This is a genomic window from Pandoraea faecigallinarum, from assembly GCF_001029105.3.
Classification (GTDB): domain Bacteria; phylum Pseudomonadota; class Gammaproteobacteria; order Burkholderiales; family Burkholderiaceae; genus Pandoraea; species Pandoraea faecigallinarum.
Genome location: NZ_CP011807.3, coordinates 30048 through 43885, shown reverse-complemented (window position 1 = coordinate 43885; position 13838 = coordinate 30048). Strand labels below are relative to the sequence as shown.

Annotated in this window: 11 protein-coding genes; 5 read left to right on the top strand and 6 right to left on the bottom strand. The window is 65.8% G+C overall.

Annotated features, from left to right (window positions below; translation table 11 throughout):
* Positions 1 to 79 precede the first annotated feature (79 nt).
* Together AB870_RS00190 and AB870_RS00185 are read left to right on the top strand one after the other, a co-directional pair.
* A complete protein-coding gene (locus AB870_RS00190) occupies positions 80 to 2557 on the top strand; it encodes a TonB-dependent siderophore receptor (RefSeq protein ID WP_047906467.1) in 2478 nt (825 codons plus the stop codon).
* A 135-nt stretch (positions 2558 to 2692) separates the two neighbouring features.
* Positions 2693 to 4306, top strand: coding sequence for a C40 family peptidase (locus AB870_RS00185; RefSeq protein ID WP_053059503.1), 1614 nt, complete (start codon positions 2693 to 2695; stop codon positions 4304 to 4306).
* Positions 4307 to 4322: 16 nt separating this feature from the next.
* On the opposite strand, the gene AB870_RS00180 is transcribed toward AB870_RS00185, so the two are convergent.
* The 3 genes from AB870_RS00180 to AB870_RS00170 all read right to left on the bottom strand — a co-directional run bounded on the left by AB870_RS00180 (position 4323) and on the right by AB870_RS00170 (position 6685).
* A complete protein-coding gene (locus tag AB870_RS00180) occupies positions 4323 to 5555 on the bottom strand; it encodes an NAD(P)/FAD-dependent oxidoreductase (protein ID WP_047906466.1) in 1233 nt (410 codons plus the stop codon).
* 15 nt (positions 5556 to 5570) lie between these two features.
* The gene (locus tag AB870_RS00175) at positions 5571 to 5924 is read right to left on the bottom strand and encodes a RidA family protein (RefSeq protein WP_047906465.1); all 354 of its coding nucleotides are present in this window, start codon (positions 5922 to 5924) and stop codon (positions 5571 to 5573) included.
* 101 nt (positions 5925 to 6025) lie between these two features.
* Positions 6026 to 6685 carry a TetR/AcrR family transcriptional regulator gene (locus tag AB870_RS00170; protein WP_047906464.1) on the bottom strand — a complete coding sequence of 220 codons (660 nt, stop codon included), beginning with the start codon at positions 6683 to 6685 and terminating at the stop codon, positions 6026 to 6028.
* Between the two features lie 178 nt (positions 6686 to 6863).
* On the opposite strand from AB870_RS00170, the gene AB870_RS00165 reads away from it, so the two are divergent.
* The 3 genes from AB870_RS00165 (at position 6864) to blaPNC (ending at position 10127) form a co-directional block, all read left to right on the top strand.
* Complete coding sequence (locus AB870_RS00165; RefSeq protein WP_047906463.1) at positions 6864 to 8156, top strand: NAD(P)/FAD-dependent oxidoreductase; 1293 nt, start codon at positions 6864 to 6866, stop codon at positions 8154 to 8156.
* 2 nt (positions 8157 to 8158) lie between these two features.
* A complete protein-coding gene (locus AB870_RS00160; RefSeq protein ID WP_084663159.1) occupies positions 8159 to 8632 on the top strand; it encodes a DUF3331 domain-containing protein in 474 nt (157 codons plus the stop codon).
* Between the two features lie 271 nt (positions 8633 to 8903).
* Positions 8904 to 10127 carry a PNC family class C beta-lactamase gene (gene blaPNC / locus AB870_RS00155; protein WP_053059502.1) on the top strand — a complete coding sequence of 408 codons (1224 nt, stop codon included), beginning with the start codon at positions 8904 to 8906 and terminating at the stop codon, positions 10125 to 10127.
* A 43-nt stretch (positions 10128 to 10170) separates the two neighbouring features.
* Here blaPNC and metC read toward each other — a convergent pair whose 3' ends face one another.
* From metC to AB870_RS00140, 3 genes are all read right to left on the bottom strand, one after another.
* Complete coding sequence (gene metC, locus AB870_RS00150; RefSeq protein ID WP_047906461.1) at positions 10171 to 11370, bottom strand: cystathionine beta-lyase; 1200 nt, start codon at positions 11368 to 11370, stop codon at positions 10171 to 10173.
* 40 nt (positions 11371 to 11410) lie between these two features.
* Positions 11411 to 13012 (bottom strand): rhodanese-like domain-containing protein, encoded by a 1602-nt coding sequence (locus tag AB870_RS00145; protein WP_047906460.1) that lies wholly within the window; start codon positions 13010 to 13012, stop codon positions 11411 to 11413.
* Between the two features lie 195 nt (positions 13013 to 13207).
* Complete coding sequence (locus AB870_RS00140) at positions 13208 to 13804, bottom strand: cysteine dioxygenase family protein (protein ID WP_047906459.1); 597 nt, start codon at positions 13802 to 13804, stop codon at positions 13208 to 13210.
* Positions 13805 to 13838 lie beyond the last annotated feature (34 nt).

Here is a 13838-nt window from a genome sequence, read left to right as displayed (position 1 = left end):
GGGTTTTCGAATCTCGCGGGGCATAGACAGGAAAGCCCATTTCGATGTTTCGATGCTCCAACGAAAGGAATCCGCCGTCATGTCTTCTCACGTCAGCCCCACGCGCGTGCGTGCTGAAACCGTCACCGCCCGCCGGGCGATCGCGCTCGCCGCCGGCACATGGTTCGCCGCTGCAGCGATCACCGCGTCGCAGGCGCAGGCCCAGCCTGGCACGCCCGCGTCGTCCGCCACCACCGCGCGCGCCGCGCAGTCGCTGCATATTCCCGCAGGCTCGCTGCAACAGGGACTCGTCGCCTTCGCGCAGCAGACCGGCCTGATGATTTCCTACGACGCCGCGCAAATCGCCGACAAGCGCACCGCAGGCGTGTCGGGCACCTACACGCCGTCGCTCGCGCTCGCCCTTCTGATCGAAGGGACCGGCCTGCAGGCCACCGGCCAGCCCAACGGCGGCTACATCGTCGCGCCCGGCCCCAACGCTGCCGGCAGTGCGGACTCGGGGCCTGCCGTCGCCCTGCCGCAGACCACCGTGAACGCCCGCGCGGAACGCGACGTGGCACGCGGCCCGGTCGTCGGTTACGTGGCCACCCGCAGCGACACCGCGACGAAGTCGGACACCTCGATCATGCAGACGTCACAGTCGATCAGTGTGATCCCGCGCGATCAGATAAACGATCAGGCCGTGCAGACCGTCACCGACGCACTGAAGTACGCCGCCGGCGTGAACGCCGACCCCTATGGCAGCGACACGCGAGCGGACTGGTTCTACATTCGCGGCTTTAATGCCGACGTCTATTGGGATGGACTGCGCGTGCCGCAGATCGCCAACCGCCCGGGCAGCTATGCGGCCGTGCGTGTCGATCCGTACACGCTCGAACGCGTGGAAGTGCTGCGCGGCCCAAGCTCGATTCTCTACGGCGCGGGCAACCTCGGCGGCCTCGTCAACCTGGTGAGCAAGGCCCCGAGCGCGGAGCCGTATCGTGAGATCGGCATCGATTACGGCACGTTCGATCGCCGGCAGTTGCGCGTCGACATGACCGGCCCGGCCAATGAAGACGGCACCCTGCTGTATCGCATCACGGGACTCGGCCGGATGTCGAACGCCCAGACCGATAACGTGAGCGACGACCGGCTCATGATTCAGCCCTCGATCACCTGGCGGCCGAACGCGCAAACGAGCTTTACGTGGTTCGTCAATTACATGCAGGACAACATGGGGTCATCGGTCAGCTATGGCCCGGCGCTCGGCATGGTGAACCCGTCGCGCTGGGGACGCATCGATCGCGAACTGCTCACGGGCGATCCGTCGTTCGACCGTTACCGCAAGACACAGGTCGCCACCGGCTACCGCTTCGAACATCGCGTGAACGACGCCCTGCAATTGCGCTCGACCGCACGCTTCACGCACATGGATCTCGACTACAAGTCGATCTACGGAACCGCGTTGCTCGCCGACCAGCGCACGTACCAGCGCACCGCGTATCAGGCCGCGCCGATCCTCAACGGCTGGCAGTTGGACAACAACGTGCAGTACGACCTGAGAACCGGCCCCGTCGCGCACAAGCTGGTGGGCGGCGTGGACTTTCAGACGCAACGCTTCCTGAACCGCGTGTGGACGGGCAGTGCGCCGTCGCTCGACCTCTACGCACCGGTCTATGGCGTGAAAGGCGTGCTGCCCGCGAATCCGACGACCAGCACCGACCAGACGCAAACGCAGCTCGGCCTGTACCTGCAGGACCAGATTCGCTGGGATCGCTGGTATCTCACGCTCGGCGGCCGGGAAGACTTCACCTGGTCGACGACCGACAACAATATCGCCCGGACATCGGTGGAGCAAACGCCGAACAAGTTCACATGGCGCGCCGGCCTGCTGTACGAATCGGCCATCGGTCTGTCGCCGTATTTCAGCTACTCGACGTCGTTCCTGCCCACGCTCTCGACCAACCTGGCGGGCGCGCCGCTGCTGCCGACGACGGGCGAGCAGTACGAAATCGGCCTGAAGTACCAGCCGCGCAATACCGACGCGATCTTCACGGCGTCGCTCTTCAACCTGACCCAGCAGAACGTCTCGACCGCCGACCCGGCAAACACACGCAACACGATTCAAACCGGCGAAGTGCGCTCACGCGGCGTGGAACTCGAAGCACGCATGAGCCTGACGTCCCGGCTCAACATGGTAGCGAGCTATACGTATCAGGATGTGGAGGTGACGCGCAGCAACAACACCGATTTGGGAAAACGCCCGTATGGCGTGCCGCGCAACATGGCGTCGCTGTGGGCGGACTACAACTTCGGCAGCGTAGGCGACGCGAAGCTCGGCGCAGGTGCGGGCATCCGTTACATCGGACAGACGGCCGGCGACAGCGCGAACTCGTTTTCGGTGGCCAGCGTGACGCTCGTCGACGCGTCGCTGCACGCCGACATCGGCTGGCGCTGGCGAGTGCAACTCAATGCGAGCAATCTGTTCGACCGCACCTACGTCGCGGGATGCAACACCACCGTACAGTGCTATTACGGCACGGGCCGCACGGTGCTCGGAAGCGTCACGGCTCGCTGGTGATGCGGGGGGACGGCGCGCACGACCTGCTGGTACTGCATACCGGCAAGACGTCAACACCGCGCTGAATCCGGCGCTCAATCCGGCGCCCATGTCGATGGAGTAGCATGACGAAATTCGGGCTCTCCTTTGCACGACATGGGCGCAATTCTCACGGTACGCGGCACGATGCGGCGCGCCATCTTCGCCGTGATCTTTTTCGTGAAGCGCAATACCGGGGCAACCGGCGCGGCCACGACGCGCAGGCACCGCCGCCGCGCGGCCGCTGTCGCGCCCCTCCTGTCTTTACTCGTACTCGCGGCCTGCGCGGGTACGCCCGGGCAACCGCCCGCGCCGTCGTCATCGGCGCCCCCCTCGCCGGCCGCGCGCTACAACGTGGGCCGCTTCCCCATCGAGCATTACGATCAGAACGTCGATCGATGGATCCCGCCCGACGCCCCCGGCTACGATCGGCCGTTGCTGTCCACGCAGGAACAGGCGAAGCGATTCGACGCCTTTCGCGCGCGCTATTTCGGTGTCGGGCCGCGCGACGCTTCGCCCTGGAACGGCGCGTGGCTGGCGACCTCGCTGCTCGATGCCGCCGGCGCCGCACAGCTCGCAGATTCGCAAGGCCGCCGCGTCCGGCGCTTCGACAACGATCGTCCGGGCGTTCGCAAGACGTACGGCGAGAACTTCCAGCCCCATACGTCCGCATGGATTCGCGCCATCGAAACGAACATGGCGCTCGCACAACTCAATGCCGATCACGCCAACTGGGCATACGATCCGCGACGTCGCGGCATCACCGTCGACAATGCACTGGTGCGCCTGCTGCCAACCAACGACCCGGCGTTCTACGATTTTCGCGAGGCGGGCGAGGGCTATCCATTCGATGCCCTGCAAGACTCCGCGCTGCGTCCGGGCACCCCCGTCTACACGCTGGCGCACAGCCGCGACGGCGCGTGGCTGCTCGTCTATTCGCCCGATCTGATCGGCTGGGTCGACGCGCGCACGGTGGCCTCCGTCGACGAGCGGTTCGTAGCCGTCTGGCGCGAGGCGGCAACGCGCAATCTGGGCGCCATCGTGCGCGCGAACGTGCCGCTCGCACGGGCGCGTGACGGTCGCCAGATGGCGATGTTTGCGGTGGCCGATGTGCGACGCCGGGCACAGATCCGCATGACGGCGCTCGACGCGTCGAGCGTCGTGCCGATGCCCTGGACACTGACACCGAGGCATCTGGCGCAGGTGATGAAGCAGCAGATCGGGCGGCCGTACGGCTGGGGCAACACACTGTTCTACAACGACTGCTCCGCCGAGACACGCAGTCTTTTCGCACCGTTCGGCGTGTGGCTGCCGCGTCACTCGTCCGACCAGTTGCGCGCGGGGCGGCGCACCGACCTGCGCGCCGCCGACATCGACACGCGCCTGCGCACGCTCGCCGAACGTGGCCGTGCGCTCATGACGCTGATCCACATCAACGGGCACATCATGCTGTATCTGGGAAATGCGACGCCGGCCGGGCCCGCGGGCGCGAGCGTGCCGATGACCTACCAGAACCTCTGGGGTCTGTCGCCAGCCGATAACAGCCGTCGCAACGTGATCGGCGGCGCTGTCATCCTGCCGCTGCTCAAGACCTTCCCCGAGGACCCCGAAGTGCGTTCACAGGCGAGCAAGCCGTTGTTCGAGATCAGTGTGATCGGCGGCGAGGTTGACGACGCAGGCAATACCGCGCATTCGCCGAGCGTCGACTCCGAGGAGGAGATGCCGCAGTAACGCTGCGGCAGCCGTTTCAAAAGCGCTCGGCGCCGAACGGCGTAGGATCGACGACCGGCGTCTCGCCCGTCATCATTTCGGCGATGAGGCGTCCCGTCACCGGACCGAGCGTCAATCCATGATGTGCGTGGCCGAACGCGAACCACAGATCGCGATGGCGGGGCGCGGGACCGATGACCGGCTTCATGTCGGGCGTGCATGGGCGACACCCAAGCCACGGCACCGGGTCGATGCGCTCGCCCAACGCAAACGTGCCCCGCGCCAGCGGTTCGACGGCTGTCAGTTGCACCGGCGTGGGCGGCGTGTCGCGCAATCCCAGTTCGACACCCGTCGTGAGGCGAATGCCGCGCGTCATCGGCGTGATGAGAAAACCATGTTCCGCGTCGAGCACCGGTTGATTGAGCGTCGCTTCCGGTTGTGCCCGATAATGCATGTGATAGCCGCGTTTGACGGCCAGCACGAACCGGTATCCCAACGGGCGCGTTACCGTATCGGCCCACGGGCCGAGCGCCACGACGGCGCGGCGGCCTTCGAGACGTCCCGCTTCCGTTTGCACCGACCAATGCGGCTGCAAGGTGGTGGCATCCCCCGTGAACACACGTCCGCCCAACGATTCGAAGTATCGCGCGTACGCGGTCACGAGCGCGCCCGGATCGCTGACGGAATCCGATGCCGTGTAACGCAGGCCCCCCACGAGCGTGTGCGCGAGAGACGGCTCTTCGTCGCGCAATCGCTGCACGTCGAGGCGTTCGAAAGGCACGTCGTATTCGCTGCGCCAGCGTTCGGCGTCGCGCTGCGCGGCGTCCATCGCGGCGGCGGTGCGAAACACCTTCACCCAACCGCCGGTGCGCAGCAGATGTTGCGCACCGCACGCCGCGATCAACGTCCGATGTTCGGTCACACAATGCGCGACCAGCGTGCTGTAGTCGCGCGCAATCGCCGCGTGGCGCGAGGCCTCCGAGTGATACCAGTACCGCGCGAGAAAAGGCGCGAACGCTCCCATGGCCGAGGGGTGATAACGCACGTCCGTGGAACGGTTGGCAGCGAAGCGCAGTATCGTGCCGACGTCGCGCGCAAACGCGTAGGGATACACGCCTTCGCGTTGAATCAGCCCGGCGTTGCCGAAGGAAGTTTCGTTACCGGGCGATTTGCGGTCGATGAGCGCGACCGACATGCCGCGTCGCTGCAAATGCACGGCGACGGAAACGCCAACGATACCGGCACCAAGCACCAGCGCGTCGAACGTCATGGGCGTGCGGTGTGGTTACGCCAGCGCGGTCACGGCGATTTCGACCTCGAGGCCGGCGCGCATGAGCGGCGACTGCACGCAGGCCCGCGTCGGAGCGTGGCCTTCGGGCACCCAGGCGTCCCACACGGCGTTGAATTCGGCAAAGTGCCTGGCGTCCGATAGCCAGATGTTGGCGGTCAGCAGACGCGACTTGCTCACACCGGCTTCGGCGAGCAGGGAGTCGATGCGGGTGAGAATTTCAGTCGTCTGCTGCGTGACCGACACGTTGGCCGTATCCGGGACCTGACCGGCCAGATACACCACGCCGTTGGCGATCACGATCTGGCTCATGCGAGCGTTGGTGTGCAGACGTTTGATTTCGTTCGACATAGGGGGCACCGTAAGAGAAAGAAACGGGCCGGGGCCGGCCCGGGTGCCGCTATCTTATACGACGCTTGCGGACGCCCTCCATCGACAGCATCAATGCGGCATCACTGCCGGATCAGCGCCATCGCGCAGTCGAGCACGGTGCGCTTGAGGTCGGCCATGCCTTCGGGCGGCAGAAACGGGCCCATCATGTGGCGATACGACACGGTCTTGCTGATCGCCGAGGTCAGCATGAAGAACATGACGTCCGCGTCCGACACCGGACGCTGCTGCGCGGCGAGCCAGTCGGCGACGAGCGGCACCATTGCGTCGCGATACGGACGCACGAGCCGCTGCGTGAGAATGTCCAGCCGTTCGCCTTCCTCGGTAGCCGCGGTCGAGAAGAACATGCCGACGTCGGGGTTCTCGAATACCGCCTCCACGAACACACGCACCGCCTGCTCGATGCGCTCGAACGGTGCCAGCGGTGCGTCGCGCAGTGCGATCGTCTGCTCGACCATCGAACGCGTCAATCCTGCAATCTGGTCGACAACGGCGATCCACAGCGCCTCTTTCGAGCCGAAATGGTGCGAAATCAATGCAGCGTCGACGCCCGACGCCTCCGCAATCTGCCTCACGCTGCTCGCATAGAACCCTCGCTGCGCGAAGATGCGGCGGGCGTTGAGCAGCAACGCGTCGGCACCATGCGTGCAGTCGCACGTTGGACGCCCACGCGTGCGTTTGCGGGGCGGTTCGGGTTGCGAGATGGCTTTTGTCGGAGTCATTGAGTGATGGGTTGGTCGAATTTGCGAGAGTATTGCCGCAAGCACGTCGGGGCAATGCGCCAAGTCTACCCGACCCGGACGCGCCTGCCTGCCCAGAGACTTCCTATTTGACATGCCGGGTACACGCTCGTTATTATGCGCTTATTCATCACTTGTTGAATTTGACATTTCCCCCCAAATGTCTCGCGCAAACCGAATCGTGATCGTCGGTGGCGGTATCGCCGGCCTGGTGCTGGCAACGCGTCTGGGTAGAACGCTCGGTCGTGCCGGTGCTGCGCGCGTGACACTTGTCGACCGTCATCCCACCCATCTTTGGAAACCCATGCTGCACACTGTGGCGGCGGGCACGCGCGACGTGGCTCACACGCAGATCGCGTATCTCGCTCATGCGTGCAGCCATGGTTTCACGTATCAGGCGGGACGCATGAGCGGGCTGGATCGGACACGTCGCGAGATTGTGCTGGAGGAGATGGAGGGTCATGACGGCAAGCGCCTGCTGAGCGAGCGCCGTGTGCCGTACGACGCGCTGGTGCTGGCCCTGGGCTCGCAGGCCGACGACGCCTGCGTACCGGGCGTGCGCGACGTCTGTCATTTCATCGACAGTCAGCCCCAGGCCGAAGCATTCAACGCGGCGTTGCATTGCGAATCGCTGCGCAGCGCGGTGAACGACGACGCCCTGCGCATCGTGATTGCCGGTGGCGGCACCACGGGTGTGGCGCTCGCGGCGGAGTTGAGCCGTACATTCGCGCTCGCGACCGGCTATGGCGATCCGCGGATCTGCGAGCGGCTGAAGCTCACGCTCGTCGAACGCGGGCCACGGCTGCTGGGCGCTTTTCCGCCGGACGTCTCGGCGCGCACGCACGGCCAGCTCGAACAGTTGGGCTTTCGTGTGCTGACGGATACGCGCGTGGTGTGTGCCGATCGCGATGGTTTTTATCGCGACGACGGCCAGCTCATTCCGGGCGACCTGCTGGTGTGGGCCGCAGGCGTGAAGGCACCGGATTGCTTGCGCGGCATTGGCGGGCTGACGACCAACGAGGCGAATCAGGTCGTCGTGCGCGCCACGTTGCAGACGGCGCAGGACGAGCGCATTTTCGCGCTTGGCGATTGTGCGTCGCTCACGCCGGGACAGGGTGAACGCGCATTGCCGCCCACGGCACAGGTGGCAACACAACAGGCGGCGCATCTGGGCCGTCATCTCGGTGCGTGGCTTGAAGGCCGCGCAATTCCGCCGTTCGCTTATCGCGATCCCGGCGCGTCGTTGTCGCTGTCTGGCTACAACGCGTCCGGCGCGCTCGGGCGATTCGGCTTTTTCAAAGGTGGCATCGTGCGCGGACGCTTTGCGCAGTGGAGCCACGCCATGTTGTATCGGCGTCACCAGCACGCCCTGCACGGGTTCGCCCGTGCGACGGTGTTGTTGAGCGCTGAAAAACTCGGCGGCCTTCGCGGGCCGCGCATCCGGCTGGCCTGATCATGCGAAGCGACCGAACCAATTGCCCGAACCGAAGCGGCAGCAGCCGCGCCCCTGGAAGCCCCACGTCCACGACTTCCCGTGCCTCGCGCTCGTCGCGCGCGGCACGCGACCAGGGCGTTTGGCAGCACACCGTTGCCATGCTCGACGCCGAGCCGGTAGTGTGCCGGCCGGTGATTCCCTACACGCGCCGCGCACCGATCGTGCGCGTCCTGGAGATCTCCAGCGAATTGACGATCACGGTGTCGTGGAACGACGCCACCGGTGGCAACTACGGGGCGCAGATCTGGCGCATCCGCAAAGCGCATCACCCAGGCGTGTGTGCGTTGACGAACGAGGCGATCGACGTCGGCGACTTCGTCTACCGTCCGCTGTTCGGCGACATCCCCCCGCTCAATGCGGACGCAATGATCTCGGCGGAAGCCATTCGTGCAATGCGCGAATCGGAAAACCGCGAGCTGGAACCGGCGTTGTAACACGCGCGTTGCGTCACCGCGCAGAAACACCCACGCGCTGAAATGCAGTCCCCCTCCCCCCGTTAGATTTCAGCGTGTTGCCGCCCCCTCAGGGCGGTTTTTTTGCCGCGGGCGACGTGGGTTCGTCGCGCTCGTTCCGAGCGTTCCATGGGTTACGTCGGTTACATCGCACTCTCGCAAGTCGGCTCCCATTTGGGTTTACGCTTCGGGCATGGCTCGCAGGGGTTCAGAATGTACGCCCCGATATGCCCTCATACGGAGACGACCCTCGATGATCAAGCCCTACCTCACACTCTGCGCGGCGCTCGCCGCGACCGCCGCGATCGGCTGGATGGGTTTCAGCGCGCGCGCCTACGCCGCCGAGACCGGCGCGCAAGTGCCGGCGAACCCCCGACAGGAAGCGGTCAGGTCGCTGGTCGACAAGACCATCGTGCCGCTCATGGCGCGTCAGGACATTCCGGGCATGGCCGTCGGGATCGTTTTCGACGGGCAGTCGTATGTTTTCGATTACGGGCTCGCCGATAAAGCCGCCAACACACCCGTCACGAACGACACGCTGTTCGAAATCGGCTCCGTGAGCAAAACGTTCACCGCTACGCTCGCCGCTTACGCACAGGCGGCCGGCATGCTCTCGCTCACCGACAAGACCAGCCGCATCGCCCCCGAATTCGCAGGCACACCATTCGGCGACGTGAAGCTGCTCAACCTTGCCACCCACACCACGGGCGGCATGCCGCTCCAGGTGCCGGACAACGCCGGCAACCTCGACGAGATCACGCAATACCTCAAGGCGTGGAAACCGGCGAAGCCGACCGGCACCGTGCGAACGTATTCGAACGTCAGCATCGGCGCGCTCGGCTGGCTCACCGCGCGCGCCATGCACGGCGAATTCGCCACGCTGATGAGCGACCACGTCTTCAAGCCGCTCGGTCTGAAACATACGTTCCTGCGCGTGCCGGAGGATCAGCAAGCGAACTACGCGTGGGGCTATAAGGATGGGCAACCGGTGCGCGTCAACCCCGGCGTATTCGAGCAGGAGGCTTACGGGGTGAAAACGACCGCAAGCGATCTGCTGCGTTTCGTGCGCGCGAATCTCGGCGAAACGGTGTACGAGCGGCGCCTGCGTCACGCCATCTATGCCACGCGCACAAGCTATTTCTTCGACACACCGATGACCCAGGACCTGATCTGGGAGCAATATCCCTTCCCGGTCTCCGTAGACACGCTGCTCGACGGTAACTCGTCGCGCATGGCATACGAGCCGACGCCCGCGCGCGAACTCACGCCGCCGATGGCGCCGTCACCGGTCTCGTGGGTGAACAAGACCGGCTCGACGAACGGCTTTGGTGCCTATGTGGCCTTCGTGCCGTCCAAGCAGATGGGCATCGTGCTGCTCGCCAACAAGAACTACGCGATGGACGAACGCATTCGCGCCGCTCACGTCATCCTCACGACCCTTGACGGTACGCGCCCCGCGCCAGCCCCGGCGAAGTGACGGCACCGACGGCACTGACGGCGCTGGACAGGCGGCACGCCGGTCACCCGCCAAACACCTTCCCGAACGCTGCGGCCAGATCGTCGATCAGATCCTGCGGGTCTTCCAGACCGATATGCAGCCGCACGATCGGGCCAGCGGCGGACCAGTCCTCGCAGGTGCGGGTTCCCGCCACGTTCGACACGGTTGCCAGACTCTCGAAGCCGCCCCACGACGCACCGATGCCGAACAGCGTGAGCGCGTCGACGAAACGATCCGCCTGCGCAGGCGTCGCATTGGCGAATTCGAACGACACCAGACCGTTCGTGCCCAGACAATCGCGTTGCCAAAGCGCATGCCCCGGGTCGGTCGGCAACGCGAGGCAGAACACGCGCGCCACGTCGGGCAGACCGTCGAGCCAATGCACGACCTCCAGCGCATGGCGCTCATGCATCTGCAACCGCGCGGCCAACGTGCGGGTGCCGCGCAGCACGAGGTATGCGTCGTCCGGACTCACGGCAACGCCCTGTGCGTCGGCCATCGTCGCGAGCGTCTGCCAGACCGCCTCCGTCGTGGTGACAGTCCCCATCATCACGTCCGAGTGGCCGCTCAGGTACTTCGTCGCGGCCATCACCGAGATGTCGGCGCCCAGCATCAGCGGACGGCACTGCACGCCCGATCCCCACGTGTTGTCCGCCACCAGCAACGCCCCATGGCGATGCGCCAGGTCGGCCAGCGCGGGGATGTCGCACATCTCGTAGACGAGCGAGCCCGGCGCTTCGACGTAGATCAGCTTCGTGCGCGCAGTCATGTGCTCGGCGGCGTCGCTGCCGTCCGCGCGGAAGAACGTGACGTGAACGCCCCACGGTTTGAGGAACGTTTCGACGAAATGGCGCAGCGGCTGATACACACAGTCCGCGATCAGCACGTGATCGCCGGGGCGCACGTACGCGAGAAACACCATCGAGATCGCGGCCAGCCCCGTGGGGAAAAGACGCGTGCGATACCCGCCCTCCAGCCCCGCGACCACATCTTCCAGCGCGAAGCCCGTCGGGTTGCCGCGCGCGCCGTACGTGAACATGCGCTCGGTGCCGCGGCGGCGGCGCGCGTCGTTCAGATCGTCCATCGAGTCGAACAACACGGTGGACGCGCGCACGACTGGCGGATTGACGGCACGGCCGCCGGCGACGGTGGTATCGGTACCGCCCTTGGCGAGACGCGTGGCGAGGCGAAGATGACGGACAGGGGGCGTTTGTCGGGACATGGTCTTCAAGGTCGGGGCTTCAGGAAAACGGATTCACAGCTTACTTCGCCGCGGCGGGGGCACCAACACGAAAAGCACCGCGCTCGCGCTCGTCGAGCTGCGCGAGCAGACCCGTCTCCCACGCCAGATACTGACGCGCTGCCGCCTTGTTGCCATCGTGACGGTCGTGCACGAAGAACAGATAGTCGATGCACTCGGCGTCCGGCGGCGAATCGGGCGACGTCTCGACCGGTTGTCCCGCCGCCGACCAGGCCTTGAAGCCCCCCGCGAGCAGCGAGAAGGCGCGCGTGTCCTGCGCATGTTCGCGCCGCCAGTCCGCCACGAACAGCTCGGCCACACCGCGCTCGTCCGCGATCACGACAACGTCCGCCCCGGCAGGCAAATTCGCGAGACGCGGACGAATCGCCCATTGCGAACCCGGAACGTGCTCACGGCGGAAACTCATGCTCGGACGCAGGTCGATCACGTTCACGCGGCCGTCCGCCAGGGCAGACGCGAGCGTTGCAACGTCGACCTCCGGCAGGGTCGCGCGTACGCCGGTGTCCGGCAGGGCCAACCACGCGCCACTGGCGAGGCCGCCGCGCAGCACATAGGCATCGTGCCCCAGTTGACGCAACCAGCTCGCAACGATCGGGGCGCGCACGCCGTCGTTATCGAACAGCACCACACGGGCATGTCGAACGCCCACGTACTGATCCGTCGCCTGAATCAACTGGCCGCCCGGCGTATGCTGCGCGCCCGGCAGCGTTCCCGCGGCGAACTCCTCCGGCGTGCGAACGTCGCAAAGGAACAACGTGCGCGACGTATCTTGCGCCCACCGCGCAAACGTTGCGGTGTCCACGTCCGGAACCGCGAAACGCTCGGCCAGCGCGCCGCTGGCTTCGCGCATCTGCGCGAGGCTGGCCGGGGCCACCGCATCGGGATAGCGGCGCGTGCTGCCGTGCTCCAGCGGCAAGTCTTCGAGATACCAGCCCTGCGTGCCGTTCTCCAGCGCCATCACCGGATTCGGAATACCGAGGTTGATGAGCGTCTGCGCGCCGATGATGCTGCGCGTGCGGCCGGCACAATTCACCACGACAGGCGTGGTCGTGTCCGGCACCAGTTCGCGAATGCGGTAACCAAGTTCGCCGTTCGGGCAGCAGATCGACGACGGAATCGTCATCTTCAGATACTCGTTGACGGGCCGGCCGTCGAGGATCACCACATTCTCGCCGCGCTCGCGCATGGCGGCCAGTTCGCGCGCCGTCACGCGCGGCGTGTGATACGTCAGCTCCACCAGTTCGCCGAACGTCTTCGACGGCACGTTCACGCCGGCGAACAACGTGAAACCCGCCGCCTGCCAGGCGTCGGTGCCGCCTTCGAGAACGGACACGTCGGTGTATCCGAGCGCATCGAGGCGTTGCGCCGCCAGCACGGCCACGCTCTGATCGGTGTCGTACACGACGACCCGCGCATTGCGGCGCGGTGCGAGGCGAACGATGTCGATTTCGAGCCGGCTATACGGCAGCGTCACGCCGTAAAAAAGATGCGCTTCGCCGTACTGGCCGTGCTCGCGCACGTCGAAAACGGCGATCTCGGCGCCGTCGTGCAGCCATTCCTTGAGTCGGGCAGGTGGCACAAGATGAGGAGTGAACGATGTCATGGCCGATGTCGTAACGTTAAGTCGGTTGTCGGTTCCCGCCTGGCCGGAGCCAAAGCGCAGGGATGAGTTCGCCCGCACCGCCGGCGAGGGCGGTGTGTTGCGGGTGGCACGAAGGGACTTCGCGCCGTCAGGGCTGTCGTGTACTGCCGGTGGCCGCCGACGCGCGCGTTGGCGGCCACTTGGGCATCGGCGTCGTCAGCGGCGTGTCTTCACACCGATGTCCATCACCTGATACGTGCCTTTGGCGAGGTCGAAGGTGATACGCTCGGTGAGCGTTTCCAGCGCGCGGCCATACATGTGCAGGTGGCGGATCGGCGCGTCGCCCTGGATCTCCACGGCGTGGATGTCGTCCGACGCCAGCGCAATGCCGTTGCCCGGATCGACCACGACCGTGTCGCTCACTTCGAGCGTGCCCACGCCCGGCGTGCTGCCGTCGTCGGTGCGCCGGTAGACGTAGTTGTATTCGACGCCGTCCACGGCCGCGATGCATGCCCACGTCGTGTGGTTGTGCGGCGTGATCTTCTTGCCGGGACGCATGACGTTCAGGTACAGCGCGTAAGTCTTGTCGGCGTCTTCGTGAATCAGATAGCGCGCCTGCAATTCGCCGTCCGACGGGGGCGGAAAATCGGCCTCGCTCCACAGCGCCGTGCGTGCCGCGAGCGATTTGACCTGTTCGAGGACTGCGGCGAGGGCCGGGCGCGTTTCGCCCGCGGGCGCCAGCGCGGCTTTCATGGCGGCAATGGCCTCGCTGACAGCGGCCTTGCGCTGTTCGGAAAGTTGGGGCGTGGACATGGTGGAAGTGTTCTCCGGAGTGCGTTGTTATGTG

Bases quoted from the DNA above. Each gene is read 5' to 3' on its own strand.
- AB870_RS00190 (WP_047906467.1), top strand. From the start codon at position 80: ATGTCTTCTCACGTCAGCCCCACGCGCGTGCGTGCTGAAACCGTCACC.
- AB870_RS00185 (WP_053059503.1), top strand. From the start codon at position 2,693: ATGGGCGCAATTCTCACGGTACGCGGCACGATGCGGCGCGCCATCTTC.
- AB870_RS00180 (WP_047906466.1), bottom strand. From the start codon at position 5,555: ATGACGTTCGACGCGCTGGTGCTTGGTGCCGGTATCGTTGGCGTTTCC.
- AB870_RS00175 (WP_047906465.1), bottom strand. From the start codon at position 5,924: ATGTCGAACGAAATCAAACGTCTGCACACCAACGCTCGCATGAGCCAG.
- AB870_RS00170 (WP_047906464.1), bottom strand. From the start codon at position 6,685: ATGACTCCGACAAAAGCCATCTCGCAACCCGAACCGCCCCGCAAACGC.
- AB870_RS00165 (WP_047906463.1), top strand. From the start codon at position 6,864: ATGTCTCGCGCAAACCGAATCGTGATCGTCGGTGGCGGTATCGCCGGC.
- AB870_RS00160 (WP_084663159.1), top strand. From the start codon at position 8,159: ATGCGAAGCGACCGAACCAATTGCCCGAACCGAAGCGGCAGCAGCCGC.
- blaPNC (WP_053059502.1), top strand. From the start codon at position 8,904: ATGATCAAGCCCTACCTCACACTCTGCGCGGCGCTCGCCGCGACCGCC.
- metC (WP_047906461.1), bottom strand. From the start codon at position 11,370: ATGTCCCGACAAACGCCCCCTGTCCGTCATCTTCGCCTCGCCACGCGT.
- AB870_RS00145 (WP_047906460.1), bottom strand. From the start codon at position 13,012: ATGACATCGTTCACTCCTCATCTTGTGCCACCTGCCCGACTCAAGGAA.
- AB870_RS00140 (WP_047906459.1), bottom strand. From the start codon at position 13,804: ATGTCCACGCCCCAACTTTCCGAACAGCGCAAGGCCGCTGTCAGCGAG.